Source organism: Methylobacter tundripaludum, assembly GCF_002934365.1.
Classification (GTDB): Bacteria; Pseudomonadota; Gammaproteobacteria; order Methylococcales; family Methylomonadaceae; genus Methylobacter_A; species Methylobacter_A tundripaludum_A.
Genome location: NZ_PTIY01000006.1, coordinates 168,214 through 189,457 on the forward strand (window position 1 = coordinate 168,214; position 21,244 = coordinate 189,457).

Genomic DNA, 21,244 nt, shown 5'->3' on the forward strand with positions numbered 1-21,244 from the left:
CGGCTGTCACAATCGGTCCGGTCATCGTCGCAACCAATAATCCGCCAGCAAACCTAAAAACACGGCCAAGCCATACCAGTTGTTGTTTAAAAACGCCTTAAAACAAAGCGCTCTTTCCCGGTGAAGAATCAATTTTTGCTGATAAACCGACAAGCCCGCCGCAATTAAAATACCGCCGTAATAAGGCCAACCGGTGTTCGCCATTTGCCCCACAGTAATCAGCAGGCCGAGTATGACGACCTGCAACGCCGCCATGATGTGACGGTCGTAAGCGCCGAACAGTATGGCCGTCGATTTAACGCCTATTTTCAGATCATCGTCCTTATCGACCATCGCGTACATGGTGTCGTAAACCAACGCCCATAATATGGTAGCCAAATACATCAGCCAGCCCACCGGCGGAATGCTGTCCAGCTGCGCGGCAAACGACATCGGCACCGCCCAGCCGAAAGCCATGCCCAAATAGGCCTGGGGCAAATGAGTGTAACGCTTCATAAACGGATAGCTGGCGGCCAGAAAGGCGCCGATGAACGACAGCATGATGGTGTAGATGTTCAACAACAAGACCAAACCGAAAGAGCACAAACACAACACCGTAAAAACTATCAGCGCTTCCTTGGGGCTTACCCTGCCTGCGGCGATAGGCCGCTGCTTGGTGCGTTCCACATGCGGATCGAAGTCGCGGTCGGCATAATCGTTAATCACGCAGCCTGCCGCCCTCATCAGCACAACGCCCAGACAAATAACGGTCAAAACCAGCAAATCGGGTTTGCCGCCGCTGGCGACCCACAGCGCCCACAACGCAGGCCACAATAAAATCAGGATGCCGATAGGCTTGTCGAATCGCGCTAATAGCCAGTATTGCTTGATTCGATCCAGTACGCGATCCATTATTTTGTCCATCATCGTTATTGCCTTTTCCAAAGCCTGAATTTTATTAAAAATGCTATTATAGCTTTTTTATTTTAATGAGCAGGTGAACCATGAGCGTAAAGATTTATCATAATCCGCGTTGCGGCAAATCGCGTCAAACCTTGCAACTGTTAAAAGAGCAAGGCATCGAACCTGAGGTTGTCGAATATCTTAAAACGCCTCCCAGCGCCCAGGAACTGGATGAGATTCTGCAAAAGCTGGGCATGGAACCGCGCGAGTTAATGCGTAAAAAAGAAGCCGAATATAAGGCGAACGGCCTGGACGATACGTCGCTGGACCGGCAGGCGCTGATACAAGGCATGGCGGACCATCCCATTTTAATCGAACGGCCTATTGTTATCGCGGGCGGCAAGGCGGCCGTTGGCCGTCCGCCGGAAGCCGTGCTCGCCATTCTTTGATGGCTTAATCTTATGGCAAAAATCCTGGTTTTGTATTTCTCCCGCAACGGCGCGACCGCCGATATGGCCAATTATATCGCCCGCGGCGTAGCATCGGTTGACGGCGCTGAAGCCGTACTCAGAACCGTCCCCGATGTTTCAGCCGTCTGCGAAAAAACCGCGGAAAGCATCCCCGCCCACGGCGCAATTTACGCTACGCTTGACGATTTAAAATCCTGCGACGGCCTAGCGCTGGGCAGCCCGACCCATTTCGGCAATATGGCCGCACCGCTAAAATATTTTATCGACAGCACCACCGAAATCTGGTTTTCAGGCGCATTGTCCGGCAAACCGGCCGGCGTATTCACCTCGACCGGCAGCATGCACGGCGGACAGGAAAGCACCTTGTTGTCGATGATGCTGCCGCTGCTGCACCAAGGCATGTTGATAGTGGGCTTGCCCAGCACCGAACATGCATTGCGCGAAACCACGTCGGGCGGCACGCCATACGGCCCCAGTCACGTATCGACTAACCACACAGGATTGAGCGATCACGAAAAAATCTTGTGCAAAGCGCTCGGTGCGCGTCTGGCTAAAACCGCGCTTCGTTTGAAACAAGCTTGAAGCGGATGCGGGTAAACAGGCGATTAAAAGCCCCCTTATTCACCACGAAGACACGAAGGACACGAAGAATAAAACTTCGTGTCCTTCGTGTCTTCGTGGTGTTAATCTTTTAAATCTTTTTAACCGATTTTTTGTGGACTTACCTGTTATTACTGAGAAATTACCATTCATGACCATAAAACCGATTTACTGCTATATCACTGCCCTGACCGGTTTTTTCGGGCTGTTCGCTTTGCTGATGCTATGGAATACCGTGCTCGCGCCGTCGACCCGTTTTCCGGTGGCGCTGGTTTTATTGGTCTCCGTTATGCCATTATTGCTGCCCATGCGCGGCTTACTGGATCGCAATCCCAGAAGCTGCGCATGGGCCGCCTACGTCAGCCTAATCTATTTTCTCCACGGCACTGCCGAAGCCTACGTCAACGCCGACGAACGGCTGTATGCATCGCTTGAAATCCTGCTGAGCCTGATGCTGTTTTTCGGCTCCGCGTTTTATGTCCGCTTTGCAGGAAAACAAAACTGACAATGGCGGAGCAGCTTCCATTACATTTTGAATTTCGGGCCAACCAGACCTTTAACGATTTTTTCCCCGGAACCAATCGCGAAATCGTCACTCATTTGCAGCGGTGTGTTGCCGGCCTGGGCGAACAGCAAATTTTCCTCTGGGGCAAATCGGGCCTGGGCAAGACTCATCTGCTGCAAGCCTGCTGCCATCAGGCCCAACGGCAAAACATCCGCTCATTCTATTTTGATTTAGCCCATGCAGAATTGCCTGATCCCGCGATACTGGACGGACTCGATGAATATGATGTCGTTTGTTTCGACAACATCGAGTGCATAGCCGGCAATGCGGATTGGGAGCTGGCCTTTTTTAATTTTTTCAACCGGCATCGCGATCGGGGCCACAAACTGATCGTATCGTCATGTGCCGCACCCAATGATCTCGCCATCCGATTGCCCGACCTGAAAACCCGTCTTAACTGGGGCCTGGCCTTAAAAATACAGCCTTTGACCGACAGCGACCGTATCGCGGCATTAATCTTTAAAGCCGATCAAATGGGCTTTGAGATCGCGCCGCAAACCGGGCGTTTCCTGCTGACTCATTACGATAGGGATCTGGCCGGTTTATGGGCCTTACTGGAAAAACTGGACAAGGCGTCATTGGCCGCCAAGCGCAAACTAACCGTCCCTTTTTTAAAGCAGATTCTGAACGAAGACAGCCATGATTAAAGTGCTGGTTATTGGAGCAGGAGCCGTCGGCGCGTTTTACGGCTCGCTGCTGTCGCAGGCCGGAGCCGAAGTATCGGTGGTTTGCCGCTCCGATTACGATCAAGTCAAGCAACACGATTTCATCATCAACAGCCAAGCGCTCGGCCGCTGGAATTTTACCCCGGCACAGGTGTTAAAAAATGTGACCGATTTTAAAGGGACGCCGGACTATATTTTACTCTGCACCAAAATCATTCCGACGCTGGATCGTGTCGCACTGATACGCCCGGTTGTCGGCCGAAATACGTCGATAGTCTTTATCCAAAACGGCGTGGAAATCGAACAGGAAATGCTGAATGCTTTCCCGAATAATGAACTCGTCAGCGGCCTGGCGTTTATCTGCTGCAACCGGACAGGCCCCGGAGAAATATTGCACTTGGCCTACGGCCGTCTGGCTTTAGGTAATTTGCCGAACGGCGTCAGCCTTAAAACCGCGCAGCTTTGCGAACTGTTTAATCAATCCGGCATTGATTGCGGGGCAATCGACAACATTGTGACCGGGCGCTGGCAAAAATGCGTCTGGAACGCGCCGTTTAATCCGCTGTCGGTACTGTCAGGCGGTTTGCTGACGCTCGACATCCTGCAAACCCAGGAGTTTTTCGTGCGCAGCATCATGCAGGAAATTTGCGATATTGCGTCGGCCGTGGGGCATCCCTTGCCCGACGATATTGTTGACACCAACATCGAAAATACCTACGCGATGCCGCCTTATAAAACCAGCATGCTGCTGGACTATGAGGCCGATCAGCCGATGGAGACCGAAGCCATCCTCGGCAATGCCCTGCGCGCCGCCCGCCGGGTGAGCATTGTCGCGCCTCATCTGAAATCGGTCTATGCGTTGATGAAGCTGAGGGAATTGAAGCTAGAGCAGCACTAGAGTATTTAATACATACGACACAGAACAAAGACTTTTATTCACCACGAAGACACGAAGAGCACGAAATTTTATATTTTTTTCTTCGTGTCCTTCGTCTCTTCGTGGTGAATACTTTTAACCATTGCGTAACATCAGTTATGAACGTGAATTTACGTTATTTGGCATAAAAAACATAATCCGCCGTATAGGCAACCCGCTTTTCGCCTCCCAGATGATTGGCGTCGCATCCCGCGGCAGGCGGCAGGCCTCCCTGCGTATTAACCCGGTTGATAAAGTCCACGTTCGAAAACAGACCGTCACCCTGATGGGAAACCACCTCGACCAGCAACCAGGAAATAGCCTTGCCCGGCGCCATATCGACTTTATTGACGACCCGGCCGACTACGCGGCTGCCTTCTTTATATTCCCACAGGGGGCCGGCGGAGTGATTCCCGACGATGTTGCCCTTGGCATCGAACAATTTGGCGTCGGGCGCCTGCGTTTCCCACGCATACTCGCCTTTATTCAGTGCGCATTGGTAAATCTGATCGCCCTTCGCATGCGCGGTCAAAACGGGGCTATAGCCCGCAGGCGCTTTAATCTGTTCGGGCGTTGAAACCTCCGCATGAACCGCACCTTGTAACATGACCGATAAAATCAATATCTTTTTAATCATAACATTCACCATGGCATTGGCGTTCCGTCGTATTTGACGAAACTGCCGGATTGATCCAAAGAAAAGTTCTCTATCAACGTGCGCATTCCGGCAACGCTTTGCTCCGCATCGATTAGCGCATTCGGCCCGCCCATGTCGGTTTTGACCCAGCCGGGATGAAAAGTAAGCACGCCGACAGACTGATTTTTAAGCTCTATCGCCAAACTCTTCATTGCCGCATTCAACGCCGCTTTGCTGGACCGGTGCAAGATACTGCCCATCAGGCTGCTGATATTAACAATCAGTCCTTTATCGCTGGTTTTAATTTGCGGTAAAAAAGCCTCGGCCATTTTTATGGGGGCCTCGGTGTTAACTACCAGCGAATGGGTCCAGGCCTGATAATCGAGACGGCCAAAACCGTTACTGTTGTCATCCGTATAAATACCGGCATTATTAATCAAAACATCGATACGGCTGCCCGCCAGTTTTTGCGACAAGGCCTCAATTTGTCAAAACTCTGAAACATCGAGTTTTTCCAGCTGAATAGTAGGGTAGCGCGGCCAGAACGTTGTAGATTTTTATTGCTCCCATAAAAAAACCTCCTGCATCGGCGACGCAGGAGGTTTTTATACTACTTTAAAATTATGCTGAAAAGTTTTTTGCAGCAAAATCCCAGTTAACCAATGCCCAGAATGCTTCCAAATAAGCCGGACGCGCATTGCGGTAATCGATGTAATAAGCGTGCTCCCAAACATCGCAAGTCAACAAAGGTGTTTGACCCGTGGTTAATGGGCAACCTGCGTTGCTGGTGCTGACCAGCGCCAAGCTGCCGTCGGCATTTTTTACCAGCCAAGCCCAGCCTGAACCGAAGGTAGTAACTGCGCATTTGGTGAATTCTTCTTTAAATTTCGCGAATGAGCCGAAAGTTGCGTTGATTGCATCGGACAAAGCGCCGGTAGGTTCGCCGCCCGCATTGGGTGCTAAGCTGTTCCAATAGAAAGTGTGATTCCAGACTTGCGCCGCGTTATTGAAAATACCGCCGGAAGATTTCATAATGATTTCTTCTAATGATAAACCTTCAAATTCAGTACCCGGAACCAAGTTATTCAGGTTTGTCACATAAGTTTGGTGATGCTTGCCGTAATGATATTCCAAGGTTTCGGCAGAAATATGGGGCGCCAATGCGTCTTTAGCATAAGGCAGAGCAGGAAGTTCGAAAGCCATGGGATTCTCCTAAATTAAAGTTGATGTAAAGTATTGCATACAAACAGCCGGCGATAAAACAAATACCAAGCGTTTTAATAAACAATTACTTTAGCATTGCTCGACGATTAAATAAAGCAATAGCCAAGCCGGATAGCGCCAAATCGTTAAAATTGCTCACGTAACCCCCCGTGTTGACCGGCAAAAACGTCCGGTTCTGGATTATCGGCATATAGGGACTCCCGGTAGCTATCCCAATAACCCAATGCTGAAACTTGAGTGAAAAAACTGCCGCCGCAAACAGGTATTTCACCACTGAAACCGGGCTTTGAATGCTTAACCGTCAACAGCAACTCAACGCTGTTTACGGGGCGCTTCCTGGATCACGCCTTGCTTTTCCGCCAACGCCAAGACCCGCTGACCGGTTGGGATCATCATTTTAGTTAATTGCCGGTTTTTAACCCAGACTAAAACTCGAAAACCCAGCAGCAAAAACACGATGATCGAATAAAACAAAGGTTCGGCCAAATTACCTTTGAGTTGCCAGAAATAATGAATAATGGCCGCAACGGCTGCAATATAAATAAGCCGGTGAAGTTTTTTCCAGGTTTTACCCATACGCTTTTTAGCCCATTTAGGCGAAGTCAGCGCTAATAGAAAAATAATGCCATACGCTAACACCCCAAACCAGATATAAGGGCTCTCAATAATATCAATACCGATAATACGCCACATCAGGGCATGATCTGCAAGCAAGTAGCCCAGCAAATGCAAGCTTGCATAAAAAAAAGCATACAGCCCGAACAATTGCCGGTAATCGGCCATACCGCGCCATTTTGTAATCGTCTGGATAGGCGTAATCGCCAGGGTCAGACATAAAAAACGCAATGACCAATCCCCCAGACGAATATGCAAGGCTTGAACCGGATTTGACCCTAAATTGTCGAACGCAATGTCGACACACAACCATAACAATGGCAGTAAACAGACGACAATGAATTTTGACCGCAAATTATTGATTCGAAAGATCATCAGAAAAAATGCCGCAAGTCCATATCGCTATAAAGCGAAGCTACTTGCTCGCCATAGCCGTTAAATAATTCAGTTTGCCGACGCGGAGTAAAAAAACCGCTGCCTAATTGGCGTTCGCTGCTTTGGCTCCAGCGTGGATGGGCGACAGCCGGATTTACATTAGAATAAAAGCCGTATTCATTAGGCGCGAATTGATTCCACGATGTGACTGGCGGTCTTTTTAACAGCTCGATTTTTACAATCGCTTTAATGCTTTTAAAGCCGTATTTCCAAGGCACCACCAAACGTAACGGCGCTCCATTTTGCTTGGGCAGAATATCGCCGTACATGCCGACCGCCAGGATTGTCAACGGATGCATGGCCTCGTCGATGCGCAAGCCTTCGACATAAGGCCATTCAAGCATCGCGTTATTGCGTTGTTTGAGCATTATTTCCGGTTGATAAACGGCGGTAAATTTTACAAATTGGGCGGTTGATAAAGGCTTAACCGTTTTTAACAGCTCGCCCAGCGAAAAGCCGACCCAAGGCACAACCATTGACCAGCCTTCGACACAACGAAACCGATAGATGCGCTCTTGAAGGGTCTGTTGGCGCAAAACATCTTCCAGATAATAACTGCCGGGCTTTTCGACCTCGCCGCTTATCTCTACGGACCAGGGATCGGTGCGCAGGTTTTGCGCCAGGTTCGCTGCATCTTTTTTATTGAACGAAAACTCATAATAATTTGTGTAATTTTTAATCAGTTCGGCTGGCGTAGGCGTTAAAAGATCGGCAGAGAAATCCCCTGTTGGCAAATCCGCCCAAGCAGGCTTATTGCTGTCCGCCAATATCGGCGAAATACCGGCGCCAGCCCCCATCACCGCTAACACGGCCTTAATGATTTTGCGCCGCCCTCTAAAGATTAAAGGATCGGTAATCTCGCTGGCCGGAATATCATTTTTTGTTTTAATTATCATCGCCAAAGTGACCCAATGCTTTATCAATGCGAGCAAACCGAAACAGGTTATTTTTTACCTTTAGGAATCCAACCCAAAAGTTGCCGAACTTTAAGCTCGGTAATAAACGCCAGCGAAAACAACTGTATAAAATTTTCAGCTTCAATGAGGTCCAAACCTATATTTTCAGGTACCAGTTCTTTTCGCGTTCCAAACATTCGATCCCAGATGGACAATACAATGCCATAGTTACTGTCGTGCTCTTTGCGTAACGTGGAATGATGGGCGCGGTGTAGCGACGGCGTAATAATGACTTGAGAGATCGCCTCTTCATTGGGAACGCGAAGGTTGGCGTGATGAAAAAAAATGAAAAACAGCTCGATAATCTCGATCGAAAGCACCAGATAAGCGTTCACGCCGATGACCACGACGAATATCGACTTATAAACGATTTCCAGCAATAAATCGAAAACGTGGAAGCGAAAGCCGGTGGAGACATTAAAACTTTTATCGCTGTGATGTATTTTATGAAACCGCCACAAAAACTCGTTTTTGTGGCTCGCCACATGCCACAGATAAATTGCCAAATCAAAAAACACAAAGGCCAATACCCATTTGACCGGACCATTTTCCAAGCCGCCCAATAATCCATAAGCGGCAAATTGCTGCGCGACAAGAAATAATGACGATGCCCTTAATACCGTCAAAATCAGGTTATTGACCAAAAACGCCGTAGTATTGGTAACAAACGATTCCTTGTTGATTTTTTGAGGAAAATCACGATAAGGCTTAACTTTCTCCATGACCAGCAACAACAGAAAAGCCAATATCGCAAGACCGAATAACGCCTCATTAAAAAGTAAGTCGCCGCCATTATTGGCGCTTGTTGTCTGATTCATAAACTTACCCTTCTCTCTAAGTAACGGGGCTATTTGCTCGGCATGGCTTTTAGTAAATCGTTCAATTCTTTAATTTCATTATTGGCGTTAATCTGCTCGGTTATATCGTACTGCACGCCGAGATAATAAATAACCCGTTGTTTTCTGTCGAATAAAGGCGTTATTTTCAACCGGTTATGGAACAAAGTACCGTCTTTTTTATAATTGCGTAAGGTTACCTCGATTGCCTCATGATTTTTCATCGCTTCGGCTATTTGGCGGCGTGCTTCCTGGTCCCTGTCGTCACCTTGGAGGAAACGGCAATTGTGGCCGATAATTTCTGCCTGACTATAACCGGTTAATCGCTCAAAGGCCTTATTAGCGTAAACAATCGGAGCGTCATCCAAATCCGGGTCGGCTAAAGTCACACCGTTAACACACTCATCTAAAATAGCGGAAAGCACTTGCGGAATGAGACCGCTGTCTTTTTCAACAATAAAAGGCATCATTAAACTCCCATGTTTATATAAATCACGAATCGGCCAGACGTTAGCCGCCTTCAACGGCGATTAAGTTTTTGATGTTTTCAACCGTGTTTTCAGCCCCCTCTTCAATGGCCGAACGTATCAGTTTTTCAAACGGACGCATAAAAACTTCGAGCTCCAATAACTCAAAACGAAAAGTCAGGCGCGTGGGTTGTTTGTGTTCGCTGCTTTCCAATAGATAACTGTGCTGATAGGGCTCGGTCAGGCCTTTAAAAATAAGTTTTATAGAGGGCTGATAATCTGTAATTTCAAAAACCGATTCGACTTCCGCGCCGTTGTCTTTACGAACTTGTTTCGCCTTGGCGCCGATAAAAACCTCTTTACCGTCCAAGGGCTCAAATTCAACAACTTCTACCGACCATTTAGGGTAGTTATCAAAAAAATATTCGCCAATATAAGAAAAAACATCGTGAACCGGTTTATTAATCTCAATGCTCGCTTCACCGACAACCGGCTTGGATAAATCAAACGGAAACTTAATCTGCATTGTAAAAACCCATTCCTTATTGAGCGCAACACTCAACTACATTGCTGTTCTTCTTTAATGTACCAGCATAAATATTAATTACAAACTCTGAACCCATTTAGATTCATCGTTTTTCTCATGCCAAGTCAAACGCCTCATGGACGAGCAGGCTGAGTTTAAGCGAACCGGGAAGCGGCGAATCGTATTTCATCTTGCGCTATAGCATTTCAATACGGTTTAAATATGAACTATTCGAGGTGGAACTTCGATTGGAAAACGGCCGATGCGGCACGAAAATCCGCTCGATAAACCTTCTACTGTGGAGCCAAGTTTCTCGCGTTGCTGATGGCGCTCATGTGATTTTTGAGCCAATCAGTCAACCGCCGTTTATGCCGGGCCATTACCGGCATGCTGAAAACATAGGAGGAATCGGGGTGTAAATCGCCATTGCGTTTCCCGAACATTACCCTGATGTAATGCCGGTAATATTGGAGAACTACCGCACTAACAACTCGGCAGAAAAGTGATTGTATTTGTTGCGGGCATTCACCTGCGAAACAGGCTGGTTTTAGTAGCGCTAAACATGACTAAAACCAGCCTGTGAACTTGATTAGCGTAACAGAGCCATCACGCCTTGGCTGGATTGGTTTGCCTGAGCCAGCATCGCGGTGCCTGCCTGTTGCAGGATCTGGGTGCGGCTTAATTCCGCCGTTTCCGATGCAAAGTCAGTGTCTTGAATACGGCTGCGGGACGCAGTCATATTCTCAGACGAAACCTGCAAATTTGAAATCACCGAAGTGAAACGGTTTTGTATCGCCCCCATAGAGGCACGTTTGGCGACAACTGTGTTGATCGCCGCGTCAATCGCCTTGATTGCCGCAGTAGCGCCCGACGCGGTACTGACATCCAGTCCGCCGCCGACCACGACATCGTCGTTGTTTTGGGCAACTAAGCCAAACTTCTTCAAACCGGTGCCGCCTGCCGGGATAAGAAGCCCAAGGTCATCGGGAAGGCCGTTCCCATCGATCCTGATTGAACCGCCGTTGGACGAGGCTAAGTCAATATGTCCGCGTATGCCGACAAACTGGGCGGAGGCAATGGTGGTGGTTAGTGCGCCGGTAGCGCTTTCGGAGACTGCGGTGAAAACACCGCCACCCGTTGCGCCTGCGCCGTTATCGTCGGCAACGATAATATCGACGCCTGAATCCGATTTCAGCAGCAACTTGCCGGTAACGGCATCTGCGGAGGCCTTGACGCCTGCGATGCCCGCGGCATTGATTTTGGTTACCACATCCGCTAAAGACACATCGGTTGCCGCAAGCGAAACGACCGTGCCGTTAATGGAAAACTTGTTAGTTGCCCCCAAGGTCGATCCGGCTACTGTGACATAGGCTGAGGTTGAGGCTGTCGCGGTGACGTTGGTTTGGCTGCCGATCGCGTTGATCGCGGCGGCTTTATCCGCGGCGCTGCCGGTTGCGGTGGCCCCAACCTGTACGCCGTTGATTTTTACCACATCGGTCGAGGTCGTTGCCGGGTCGTAAACGCCGGCGCCGGTGGTGACGACGCTATTGAGATCTGCCGTGGCTGCCGCTGCCGTAGCGAAAGAGGCCGTGATTTGTCCATCCCCGGTCACACTGCCGTTGCCAGTCCCCATATTTAATCCAAACGCAGTGAGCGCACTCGGATCGTAGGTAGCCAAAGTGCCGATTTTTATATCCGCGCCGTTGCCGCTGGTCAATCCAAGAAAGCCAGTATAGGTTCCCGCCGACAAACCGGTGTTGGCGGTGACGCCGCTAATCGCTATTGCCGCGCCGTTCTGGTTGCTCAATATCAGGTTGCCGTCCTTGCCGATGGTCGCGTCGACACCGCCGACCTGCCGGTTGATATTATCCGCCAATTGCGACAGAGAAACGGCGGTGTCTATGGTAACAGAAGTACCGAGGGTGCCGGCAGCCGAGTCCACAGTGATGACTAAGCCGGTAACCGCGTGGGCGGCGTCCACTGAGGCGCGGGTGCCGGTGACCTTGTTAAAGGCATCCGCGGTCACGCCTGATGTTGAGGACGTGTTGTTAATCGCCGTTTCCATACCCGCTATGTTGGTGGAATTTGAGCCTCCAGCTACGCCTCCCACAGATACGCCGTTAAGAGTCATCTGGCCAACCCCAGTCGCCGCTATCGTATTTCCAACCCGTCCTGAGTAGGTCTGCCCGGCCGCCACGGAACTGTTCAGCGCCAATGTTTTGGTGTCGGTCTGGCCGATGGTGAAGGAAATGCCTTGGCCTGCGTAGGCGCCGACCTGAATGTTGCGGCTTTGATTTGCGCCGGCTCCGGAAAACAGCTTGACGCCGTTGAAATCGGTGGTGGCGGAAATCCGGTCGATTTCATCGTAAAGCGATTTGACTTCGTTTTGGATAGACGAACGGTCGGTGTCGCTGTTGGAATCGTTGGCGGACTGTACGGCCAACTCACGCATCCGTTGCAGGATGGTGCTCATTTCGCCCAAACCACCTTCAGCCACCTGGGCGATGGAGATACCGTCGTTGGCGTTACGCACGGCCTGATTGAGGCCTTTGATCTGCGCCGACATACGTTCGACAATCGACAGACCGGCCGAGTCATCTTTCGCGCTGTTGATACGCAGGCCGGAGGACAAGCGCTGCATCGCCTGCATACCGGCGGCTTGCGATTTATTTAAATTACGTTGCGCAGTCAGCGCACCCATATTGGTATTAATATATTGGGCCATGGTGCTTCTCTCAAGTAGAAGTTAATACAATCTTAAGTTCTTATCGGCGCAGCTTTAAGAAACTTTAATAACCATTAATGATTACCGGTAGATTCAGAACACAGAGCTATAAAATCGAGACTGTATCATAATGATTTTAATACGCTTATCTGCTTCCACTTTTTAAGCACAAATAATACCAATTATTTATTTTTATAATTTTACATAAGGTTACTTTAAGCCTGACATTTGTGCGGCTTGCTTCACGGCATTTTGTCATTTTCTTGGCGCTACCGAATAAACCGCTTCCATCTAATCAAGTCATGCCGTCCCTGCCTCTATTTCCTGACCGCTAACCTCGCGTAGCCGTGCAATCGATTCGAGCACCCTGTTTTGCGCATCCGCAAAGCCGGCTAATATTTCAGGTTCATATTGCGCTGGCTTCTTAAGCGTTTGTTCCAACATTTCTACGCCGGTTTTCAATTCCGGCATCGCAAGATTGGCCGCCACGCCTTTCATGGCGTGAAGCATGCTCAAAGCCGAATCGACATCGCCTGCCTGCAACAAAGCATCTAACCGAATCTCGGCATCGCTATAGCTCTGATAGAATTTCAATAACAAGTCACGGAACAGTCTTTCATTGCCCACAACATTTTTTAATCCTTGCAGCATATCGATACCGGGTAAACAGTCCGGCAGTAACGCCACGTTTTGTTCGGCCGCCTTCGCCAAACAGGAACCCTGCGTTGCCCTTAATTCCGGTTTGATAACATCGATCAGGCTTGCCAGTAATTCATCAACATCTATAGGCTTGGTCACATACCCGTCCATCCCTACATGCAGACACCTCTCTCGAGCGTCGCTGACGGCATGAGCCGTCATCGCAATAATCGGCAAATCGTCAAACTGCGCTTCGGAACGGATGATTCGGGTTGCCTCATAGCCGTCCATAACCGGCATTTGCAGATCCATCAATACGGCGTCAAAATGGTTTTCCCGTATTTTTTGTACGGCGTCATGGCCGTCCGCCGCAATGGTGACATCGAAACCTTCCTGCTCCAGCGTTTCTTTCGCCACCTGCTGATTAATATGATTGTCTTCTACCAGCAGTAACTTTGCGCCTTTAATCCCATCAGGAATTTCGTTTCCCGCCCCGGCGCAGCGGTCTTGCGAAACAGGATTTTGATCAAACGCATCGACAACCGCATTGAACAGCGCAGACGGATGCACCGGTTTGATCAGAAAACCGTCTGGATTAAATTCGGTTGATCGCTGCTCAATGTCTTCCGCGCCATGCGCGGCAATCATGATAATGTGGGGAATGCGGGGAATGTTAAGGTTACTTTTAATATGATGCGTCAGCGAAATACCATCCATTCCAGGTAGATCCCAATCCATTAACACCAGCTGATAAGGGTCTTCAGCAGAGGCGTTTTCCAACAGTTGAATAGCCTGCTCGGCTGTCTCGGCCTGGGTCACTTGAAAGAAAAAGGTTTCCAAATACAGACACAAGACATTCCTTGACGCCTCGTCGCCATCCACCACCAATGCCTTTACGCCGCGAAAAGCATCGCGCGATGCCGCTCGTTTTTGATCCGCCTCCTGGAGTTGCCCAAAGACGGCGGTAAACGTAAACGTGCTGCCCATCCCTATTTCACTGCTTACATTGATGGCGCCGTTCATCATCTCCACCATCCGCTTGCAAATCGCCAAGCCTAAGCCTGTTCCGCCGTATTTACGGGTGGTCGATTTATCGGCCTGGTTAAAGGACTGAAATAATCCGCCTATTTGTTCTTCCGTCAGGCCTATGCCGGTATCTTTAACAAAAAACTCCAGCATAATTTGATCCGGTTTTTTCAGTTGTTCACCGCCTTCCGCTAACGCAATTTCAACAACGATCTCGCCGTAATTGGAAAACTTTACCGCATTATTGACTAAATTAAGCAATATCTGGCCCAGTCTTAGCGGATCGCCCACCAAATCCAAAGGCACGTCGCCTCCGGTAATAAAATGCATCTGCAGGCCTTTTTCTTCCACCTTGTCCGTCATTAAACTGGAAAGATCACTCAGCACGTCATGCAAATTAAACGCAATAGCTTCCAGCTCCAGTTTCCCGGCTTCGATTTTGGAAAAATCCAAAATATCGTTAATAATCCCGAGCAATCCGCGCGAAGAAACCTGAACTTTAGTCAGATAATCCCGCTGTTTTGCAGTCAGATCGGTCTGTAACGCTAACCGGGTCATACCGATGATCGCATTCATCGGGGTTCGAATCTCGTGACTCATCACCGAAAGAAATTCCGACTTGCTTTTATTGGCGGCAACCGCCTGGTCTCGCGCTTCGGCCAATTCGGATGTGCGGTTTATTACTTTTTGCTCTAAGGTCCGGCTGTAGTCTTCAAGCTTATCGTAAGAAATTTTCAAGTTCCTGGCCATTTGCGCAAACGCTAACGTTAGCGCGCCAATTTCCCCATCCTGACGGATTTTTTTAACATGGTCCCCGACCGAAAAATTACCTTGCGCTAATTCATCCGCCAACCGGGTTAAGTGCATCAGAGGCCGGGACAATCGCTCAGATACAAACAATACGACACACGCGCCAATCAGGATAAAAATAGCTGTGGTTATTAATAGCCTCGTTATCATTGCGCGGATTTGACGGGTGCTCTCCTCTCTGGAATTAACAATCTCCTGATTAAGCAACTCCAAAGAAAAGCCCAGCCGGAGCACCCCCCAAGGCTTTGCACTCACTCGAATCGGCATGATAAATTCCATAAAGGACTTACCGTTGCTGACATACTCATTAACCGTTGCGGTTATTTGGCCTGCCGCAAACACATCCTCTTTTTCGGATAAAACGTCCATTTCCAATTGCGGCTTTAGCGTATGGATATAGGCTCTCCCGGAGGATTGCATCAATATGATGTAATGAAGCGCCTTATTTTCCCGCACCGCGTTTCTTAACTGATCGGCAACCAGCGAAAGGTTTACGGATGCGATGCCGTTCTCGACTTGACCCGATAGATTATCGGACAGAATCCGCCCTCTATCGATTAACCTGCCTTTCATCAGTACAATGCGCTTTTCCAATTCCTTTTCAAACACATCTTTTTGAAACTCGATCTGAACAAAGGTCAACATCGTCAACAAAGCGATAATCAACCCAACCATCGTAACGAGAAGTTTTCTAAAAATACTTCGTTTAACCATCTTGTTTAAACTCAAAAGTGTTTTTGGGGAAATTTATTTTGCTTACTTGCCTTTACTGCTCTCGGCATTATAAATCTAACTTTAACAGCAGCCTGATTAATTACACCGTTTCGGTTATTCTGTTAAAAACGGTGTTATCCATTCGTAAAGGATCATGACAAAACCACTTTTATTCTGTTTCGAACCGGTTGCAGATTGCAACGCAGAGATATTGATTTTGGGCAGCATGCCGGGACAGGAGTCTTTGGCGGCAGGCCAATATTATGCAAACCGCCGCAATGCTTTCTGGAAAATCATGGCCGAATTGCTTGAGTTTGATCCCGGCTGTTCGTATGAGGCCCGGCTACACGAACTGAAGACGGCCCGCATCGCGCTATGGGATGTACTGAAATCTTGTACACGAATCGGCAGTTTGGATGCAAGCATTGATAACAGCTCCATCACGGCGAATAACTTTCAGAGCTTCTTTGCTGCGCATAACCGGATCCGTGCGGTCTTTTTCAACGGAGCAAAGGCGGAGTCAGCGTACCGGCAGTATGTTTTGCCTACCATCAGCAACGTTCCGCTCAGCTATATGCGTCTTCCATCGACCAGCCCGGCGCACGCCTCTCTGTCCTATGAACAAAAACTTCAGGCATGGCGGGCAGCGTTGAGCCCTGCCGAAATAAGCCTGTCCTGAGCTCGTCGAAGTGGCCTGTCCTGAGTCCTTCGACCTCGCTCAGGAGAGCCTTGCCGAAGCGGCAGCTAAAACTGGCGTTGCCGGCCTACGCTATTTCTTTTTGAAATAAAAAACCTGTTTATCGGATTCTTTTATCAAAAGAATAATTTGATGCCCGGTCTGGTCGGAATAAACGCCAAAATCCAGATGTGCGGCTGGATCGGTTGCGATCACTTTGACTACTTCGCCGCTGGACATGCTCATCAAGGCTTTTTTCAGACGCAACAAGGGCAATGGACAGTTCAATCCGCTGGCATCTAGTTCCAGATTAAATTCGATCATGGTTTTAAGTTTTCTCAACTAAGTTCGGTGCGCTTATAATACCATCCTCTTTTAAATCCACGAATCATCACACACAATGGATTATTTCCCGATATTTTTAAAACTTAAAGACCAGGCTTGCCTGGTTGTCGGCGCAGGCGAAATCGCCGCCCGAAAAATTGAATTATTGGCGCGAGCCGGTGCAAAAATCACGGTCATCGCCAGGGAGATAAGTCCTACGGTATCGAGCTTGCAGGCGTCTCATAACTTGACGCTGCTGCAACAATCCTTTTCTCCCGCCGATCTTGGCAACTTCAGGCTGGTGGTATCCGCGACGGATAACGGAGAAACCAATCGCCTGGTTGCCGAAACGGCGGCGGAACAAAACATCCCGGTTAATGTAGTCGATAACCCCGAGCTTTGCAGCTTCATATTTCCGGCCATTATCGACCGCTCGCCGATTATTGCAGCGGTATCCTCCGGCGGCGCTACACCCGTATTGGCCCGCTTGCTGAGGGCTAAAATAGAAACGGTGATTCCTCCCGCCTACGGCCGCCTGGCCGGTCTGGCAGATAAGTTCAGGGACCAGGTCAAGCAGCATATCAAGCGGCCGGCACAACGCCGGATTTTCTGGGAAAACGTATTGCAGGGTTCTGTCGCCGAACTGATCTTCTCCGGCAAAGAACAGGAAGCCGAACAGCAATTGGAGCAAACCCTGCTTAAGCAAGAACAAGACACTACCCTCGGCGAAGTCTACCTGATTGGCGCAGGCCCCGGCGCACCGGACTTGTTGACTTTCCGCGCACTGCGATTGATGCAGCAGGCCGATGTGGTCGTTTACGACCGGCTGGTTTCGCCGGAAATTCTCGATTTGGCGCGCCGGGATGCAGAAAAGATTTATGTCGGCAAACAGCGCCAATATCATGCACTGCCGCAGGAATCCATCAATACCCTGTTGGCTGATCTGGCTAAAGCGGGAAAGCGGGTGGTACGCTTAAAAGGCGGCGACCCGTTCATATTCGGCCGCGGCGGTGAAGAAATTGAAACCTTGATGCAGCAAGGCATTAATTTTCAGGTAGTCCCGGGCATCACTGCGGCTTCCGGATGTGCAACCTACGCCGGCATCCCGCTAACCCATCGGGACCATGCGCAATCCTGCACTTTCGTCACCGGACACCTAAAGAATAATTCCATCAACTTAAACTGGACGCAACTTGCGGCGCCCAATCAAACCATCGTCATCTATATGGGCTTGGTCGGCCTGGAAAAAATCTGCCAGTCCCTGATTGAACACGGAAGTTCCAAAGATTTACCTGTCGCCATTGTGCAACAAGGCACTACATCCAACCAGCGGGTGATTACCGGCACCTTGGAAACATTGCCGGGCAAGATTGCCGGTCAGGACATCAAGCCGCCCACTCTGATTATTATCGGCACGGTCGTAACGCTGCATGACAAACTAAGCTGGTTTCAGGCCGGCTAAACGGTTAAGCTGTCATTCATAAGCGCTGCTGATACTATTACTCGGAAAAATAAACAAAACAATTGAATTTTCCGGCTAAATTCCCTATCCTTTACGGGTTTAACTTTTAATCGGACTGTTTTTTCTTCAAAAATAACAGTTCTTTTTACTACCAAGAGAGGTCATTATGAAAAAATCATTAGCTACATTGGCAGGCATCGCTTTAATCACTTTAAGTGGACAAGTATTTGCCGACGAAGCCAGCGACATCGGCAAGAAAATTTATGAGCGCGCTTTCGGTCGCGGTTGCGGCACTTGCCACGACATCGCTTCAAACCCACAGTTAACTACTTTAATTAAAGGCGGCCAACTGGACAGAGCAAAATTCGAAAACGTTCTGAAAGAAGGTAAAGGCGGCATGCCGAAAGCTATCGCTGAAATCATGAAAAACCCAGCCGTTGTTAAAGCCGGATACGGCGAAGATCAAGCTGTTGACGCTTTGTACAAATATCTGGGCGGCAACTAACCTGGATCGGCGAACACAAAAAAGCCGCCCCAGTCAGAGATCGGGGCGGCTTTTTTTATTCAAAAAACGGTATTGTTACACGCGCGACCAGGAAACTAATCCTTACCCAAATAACTTGTTTTGACTTCTTTATAAGGCAATCGGTTACGATTTTTAATCCAGATGCCCGCAACTGCCGCCAGCATCAACCCGCAAGAAGCAAGCGTCACATAGATCAGGCGTTTTAATTGGGACATTTCCTGCATTAACTGTTCATTAGAAATAGCCGTATTTGCTTTCTTAGCGGGCTCTGAATAAGTGCGGAGCACTTTAAGATCGTTTTTCAAGTCTTCTATCGTACCTATCGAACTGGAAACGGATCCCACCCGGAGACTTTCTTCCAATGCGTTTAATTTACTTTCGATTGAACCGCTGACCAGACCGACAAGCTGACCTTTCAGTGCGTTAACTTCCGCAGATACCACCGGATTCATCTCAGCCGCATAAGTCTCGGTGGCAGTGGCGTTTCTATAGCTATTAATAAAACTCTGGCTTGGGAACAATAAAAAACCGGCTATCAAAATGACAACCATCAAGGAACAGATTATCGTCAGCAACAATCTGTTAACTTTCATTAATGCGTGATGCGAAGGTATTATTTGCAGAACGGCCGGAGCGTTGCCGTGCAACGCCTCCACGACTGAATTTGTCTTATCTGTATCGCTCATTAATTAACTTCCCCTCGAACCAGGAACCTACGGCGACCAACCATCCTGACCGAACAATTATTATTTTTCATAACAAACCATGTCGGTAGTAGTGCTACCTAACTCGCGATTATACAAGTTTAATGCTCAAGTCCTGCATATTATTTAAGTGTATGCCGCATATAAATCCGGCAAGACAGGTTTGATAAGGCAGCATAAAGTTTCTAACCCTATGCTGCCTATAGCATTACTTTAATCGCTTGGCGGCGGCTATTCTCATTCTCAGCGCATTTAACTTGATAAAACCCTCGGCATCTTTTTGATTATACGCGCCGGCATCATCTTCAAATGTTGCGATGCTTTCGTCAAACAGGCTGTCTGTATCGGAAGCGCGTCCGACGACGATCACATTGCCTTTATAAAGCTTGAGCCTGACTTTGCCGTTAACATTCGCCTGGGATGCATCGATCATGGTTTGCATCATCTTGCGCTCGGGACTCCACCAGTAGCCGTTATAGACTAAAGAAGCATAGCGCGGCATCAGCTCATCCTTTAAATGCGCCACTTCCCTGTCCAGCGTTAACGATTCAATCGCCCGATGCGCCTTGAGCATCACCGTGCCGGCCGGTGTTTCATAACAGCCGCGGGACTTCATGCCGACATAGCGGTTTTCCACGATATCCAATCGGCCGATACCGTTAGCGCCAGCCACCTTGTTTAATTGCTCCATCACTGTCGCGGGAGAGCAAGGCACGTCGTCAATGGCGACAATATCGCCCTGACGGTAAGTCAATTCAATGTAAGTTGCTTGATCGTGTGCGGATTCGGGGGAAACCGTCCAGCGCCACATATCTTCCTCAGGTTCCGCCCAAGGATCTTCCAGAACCCGGCCTTCATAAGAAATATGCAGTAAATTGGCATCCATTGAGTAAGGCGAGGTTTTGCCTTTCTTCATTTCCACCGGAATCTTGTGTTTCTCGGCATAATCCAGCAAGGTTTGACGGGAAGTTAAGTCCCATTCCCGCCAGGGTGCAATAATCTTTATATCGGGACGCAATGCGTAGGCGCCCAGCTCAAAGCGCACCTGATCGTTACCTTTGCCGGTTGCGCCGTGGGAAATGGCGTCCGCGCCGGTTTCATTGGCGATGTCGATCAGACGCTTGGCGATTAAAGGACGCGCAATCGAAGTACCCAGCAAATATTCGCCTTCGTAAATCGTATTGGCGCGGAACATCGGGAACACATAATCACGCGCAAAATCCTCGCGCAAGTCTTCGATGTAAATATCCTTAATGCCCATTGCCTGGGCTTTGGCTCGCGCAGGTTCGACTTCTTCGCCCTGCCCCAAATCGGCCGTAAAGGTGACAACTTCACAATCATAAACATCCTGTAACCACTTAAGAATAACGGAAGTATCCAAACCGCCTGAATAAGCCAATACAACTTTATTGATTTCCGACATAGCGCCTATACCCTGAATTGAAAATGTTGGAAATTATACCGGAAAATACAAATTCCGACAGCAACGTACACGCCGGAAGTCATCAGTGTTAGCGGATACCGGGATCAATAATAACTGTCTGCTTATTAATAAAGTACGGACTTTCAAGCTATTGCGCCCGCAGCAGTTCGACAAACACCTCTGTCGTCACCGGCTTACTTTTTAGATAGCCTTGCAGGCCTTACCCTGTAAGAACGCCAATTGTTCGCCCGTCTCCAAGCCTTCCGGCCAAAACCTCAAAACCTAAGAAGCCGCTTAAAAACCTCAATGATCAGCTAATCTGCAATATTTCTGGCCTAGGAGGGTTGGCACGAATTTAACCGATGAGCAATGGCGGTTATAGCGGCGTTTTAGTCGAATGGGCAAAAAACATGTTCAACTG

22 protein-coding genes are annotated in these 21,244 nt (G+C 48.8%); 8 read left to right on the top strand and 14 right to left on the bottom strand.

What is annotated here, in order from left to right; translation table 11 throughout:
* Positions 1 to 21: 21 nt before the first annotated feature.
* Positions 22 to 891 carry a 4-hydroxybenzoate octaprenyltransferase gene (ubiA, locus tag B0F88_RS09355; protein ID WP_104423745.1) on the bottom strand — a complete coding sequence of 290 codons (870 nt, stop codon included), beginning with the start codon at positions 889 to 891 and terminating at the stop codon, positions 22 to 24.
* A gap of 92 nt (positions 892 to 983) precedes the next feature.
* Here ubiA and arsC point away from each other — a divergent pair, with 92 nt between their 5' ends.
* The 5 genes from arsC to B0F88_RS09380 all read left to right on the top strand — a co-directional run bounded on the left by arsC (position 984) and on the right by B0F88_RS09380 (position 4,080).
* The gene (gene arsC, locus B0F88_RS09360) at positions 984 to 1,331 is read left to right on the top strand and encodes an arsenate reductase (glutaredoxin) (protein ID WP_104423674.1); all 348 of its coding nucleotides are present in this window, start codon (positions 984 to 986) and stop codon (positions 1,329 to 1,331) included.
* A 12-nt stretch (positions 1,332 to 1,343) separates the two neighbouring features.
* Positions 1,344 to 1,934, top strand: coding sequence for an NAD(P)H:quinone oxidoreductase (gene wrbA, locus B0F88_RS09365; RefSeq protein ID WP_104423675.1), 591 nt, complete (start codon positions 1,344 to 1,346; stop codon positions 1,932 to 1,934).
* A gap of 169 nt (positions 1,935 to 2,103) precedes the next feature.
* The gene (locus B0F88_RS09370) at positions 2,104 to 2,457 is read left to right on the top strand and encodes a DUF2069 domain-containing protein (RefSeq protein WP_181049869.1); all 354 of its coding nucleotides are present in this window, start codon (positions 2,104 to 2,106) and stop codon (positions 2,455 to 2,457) included.
* Between the two features lie 2 nt (positions 2,458 to 2,459).
* Positions 2,460 to 3,164 (top strand): DnaA regulatory inactivator Hda, encoded by a 705-nt coding sequence (gene hda, locus B0F88_RS09375; protein WP_104423676.1) that lies wholly within the window; start codon positions 2,460 to 2,462, stop codon positions 3,162 to 3,164.
* Entirely contained in the window at positions 3,157 to 4,080 is a 924-nt protein-coding gene (locus tag B0F88_RS09380) for a ketopantoate reductase family protein (RefSeq protein ID WP_104423677.1), read from the top strand. The genes hda and B0F88_RS09380 overlap by 8 nt, the downstream gene beginning before the upstream one ends.
* A 154-nt stretch (positions 4,081 to 4,234) precedes the next feature.
* Here B0F88_RS09380 and B0F88_RS09385 read toward each other — a convergent pair whose 3' ends face one another.
* The 10 genes from B0F88_RS09385 to B0F88_RS09430 all read right to left on the bottom strand — a co-directional run bounded on the left by B0F88_RS09385 (position 4,235) and on the right by B0F88_RS09430 (position 15,669).
* Positions 4,235 to 4,735, bottom strand: a complete 501-nt coding sequence (locus tag B0F88_RS09385; protein WP_258076611.1) for a DUF3455 domain-containing protein — start codon at positions 4,733 to 4,735, stop codon at positions 4,235 to 4,237.
* A 5-nt stretch (positions 4,736 to 4,740) separates the two neighbouring features.
* On the bottom strand, positions 4,741 to 5,211 hold the full coding sequence (locus B0F88_RS09390) for an SDR family NAD(P)-dependent oxidoreductase (protein ID WP_258076612.1): 471 nt from the start codon (positions 5,209 to 5,211) through the stop codon (positions 4,741 to 4,743).
* 145 nt (positions 5,212 to 5,356) lie between these two features.
* Complete coding sequence (gene sodB, locus B0F88_RS09395; protein WP_104423679.1) at positions 5,357 to 5,938, bottom strand: superoxide dismutase [Fe]; 582 nt, start codon at positions 5,936 to 5,938, stop codon at positions 5,357 to 5,359.
* 333 nt (positions 5,939 to 6,271) lie between these two features.
* Positions 6,272 to 6,928, bottom strand: a complete 657-nt coding sequence (locus B0F88_RS09400) for a protein-methionine-sulfoxide reductase heme-binding subunit MsrQ (protein ID WP_258076613.1) — start codon at positions 6,926 to 6,928, stop codon at positions 6,272 to 6,274.
* Positions 6,929 to 6,948: 20 nt separating this feature from the next.
* On the bottom strand, positions 6,949 to 7,905 hold the full coding sequence (gene msrP, locus B0F88_RS09405; RefSeq protein WP_104423681.1) for a protein-methionine-sulfoxide reductase catalytic subunit MsrP: 957 nt from the start codon (positions 7,903 to 7,905) through the stop codon (positions 6,949 to 6,951).
* A gap of 47 nt (positions 7,906 to 7,952) precedes the next feature.
* Positions 7,953 to 8,783, bottom strand: coding sequence for a sterol desaturase family protein (locus B0F88_RS09410; protein ID WP_104423682.1), 831 nt, complete (start codon positions 8,781 to 8,783; stop codon positions 7,953 to 7,955).
* Between the two features lie 29 nt (positions 8,784 to 8,812).
* Positions 8,813 to 9,268, bottom strand: a complete 456-nt coding sequence (locus tag B0F88_RS09415) for a PAS domain-containing protein (RefSeq protein WP_104423747.1) — start codon at positions 9,266 to 9,268, stop codon at positions 8,813 to 8,815.
* A gap of 43 nt (positions 9,269 to 9,311) precedes the next feature.
* Complete coding sequence (locus tag B0F88_RS09420; RefSeq protein ID WP_104423683.1) at positions 9,312 to 9,794, bottom strand: SRPBCC family protein; 483 nt, start codon at positions 9,792 to 9,794, stop codon at positions 9,312 to 9,314.
* A 589-nt stretch (positions 9,795 to 10,383) separates the two neighbouring features.
* On the bottom strand, positions 10,384 to 12,519 hold the full coding sequence (locus B0F88_RS09425) for a flagellin N-terminal helical domain-containing protein (protein ID WP_104423684.1): 2,136 nt from the start codon (positions 12,517 to 12,519) through the stop codon (positions 10,384 to 10,386).
* A 300-nt stretch (positions 12,520 to 12,819) separates the two neighbouring features.
* A complete protein-coding gene (locus tag B0F88_RS09430; protein ID WP_181049870.1) occupies positions 12,820 to 15,669 on the bottom strand; it encodes a response regulator in 2,850 nt (949 codons plus the stop codon).
* Positions 15,670 to 15,862: 193 nt separating this feature from the next.
* On the opposite strand from B0F88_RS09430, the gene B0F88_RS09435 reads away from it, so the two are divergent.
* Positions 15,863 to 16,387 carry a DNA-deoxyinosine glycosylase gene (locus tag B0F88_RS09435; RefSeq protein ID WP_104423686.1) on the top strand — a complete coding sequence of 175 codons (525 nt, stop codon included), beginning with the start codon at positions 15,863 to 15,865 and terminating at the stop codon, positions 16,385 to 16,387.
* A gap of 90 nt (positions 16,388 to 16,477) precedes the next feature.
* Here the strand turns inward: B0F88_RS09435 and B0F88_RS09440 are convergent, their stop codons facing one another.
* Positions 16,478 to 16,708, bottom strand: a complete 231-nt coding sequence (locus tag B0F88_RS09440; RefSeq protein ID WP_104423687.1) for a sulfurtransferase TusA family protein — start codon at positions 16,706 to 16,708, stop codon at positions 16,478 to 16,480.
* A 76-nt stretch (positions 16,709 to 16,784) separates the two neighbouring features.
* Here B0F88_RS09440 and cysG point away from each other — a divergent pair, with 76 nt between their 5' ends.
* Both cysG and B0F88_RS09450 read left to right on the top strand, forming a co-directional pair.
* A complete protein-coding gene (gene cysG, locus B0F88_RS09445; protein WP_104423688.1) occupies positions 16,785 to 18,170 on the top strand; it encodes a siroheme synthase CysG in 1,386 nt (461 codons plus the stop codon).
* A gap of 166 nt (positions 18,171 to 18,336) precedes the next feature.
* Entirely contained in the window at positions 18,337 to 18,675 is a 339-nt protein-coding gene (locus B0F88_RS09450; protein ID WP_104423689.1) for a c-type cytochrome, read from the top strand.
* 95 nt (positions 18,676 to 18,770) lie between these two features.
* On the opposite strand, the gene B0F88_RS09455 is transcribed toward B0F88_RS09450, so the two are convergent.
* Together B0F88_RS09455 and B0F88_RS09460 are read right to left on the bottom strand one after the other, a co-directional pair.
* On the bottom strand, positions 18,771 to 19,382 hold the full coding sequence (locus tag B0F88_RS09455; RefSeq protein WP_104423690.1) for a hypothetical protein: 612 nt from the start codon (positions 19,380 to 19,382) through the stop codon (positions 18,771 to 18,773).
* Positions 19,383 to 19,608: 226 nt separating this feature from the next.
* Complete coding sequence (locus B0F88_RS09460) at positions 19,609 to 20,823, bottom strand: argininosuccinate synthase (protein WP_104423691.1); 1,215 nt, start codon at positions 20,821 to 20,823, stop codon at positions 19,609 to 19,611.
* Between the last annotated feature and the right edge of the window lie 421 nt (positions 20,824 to 21,244).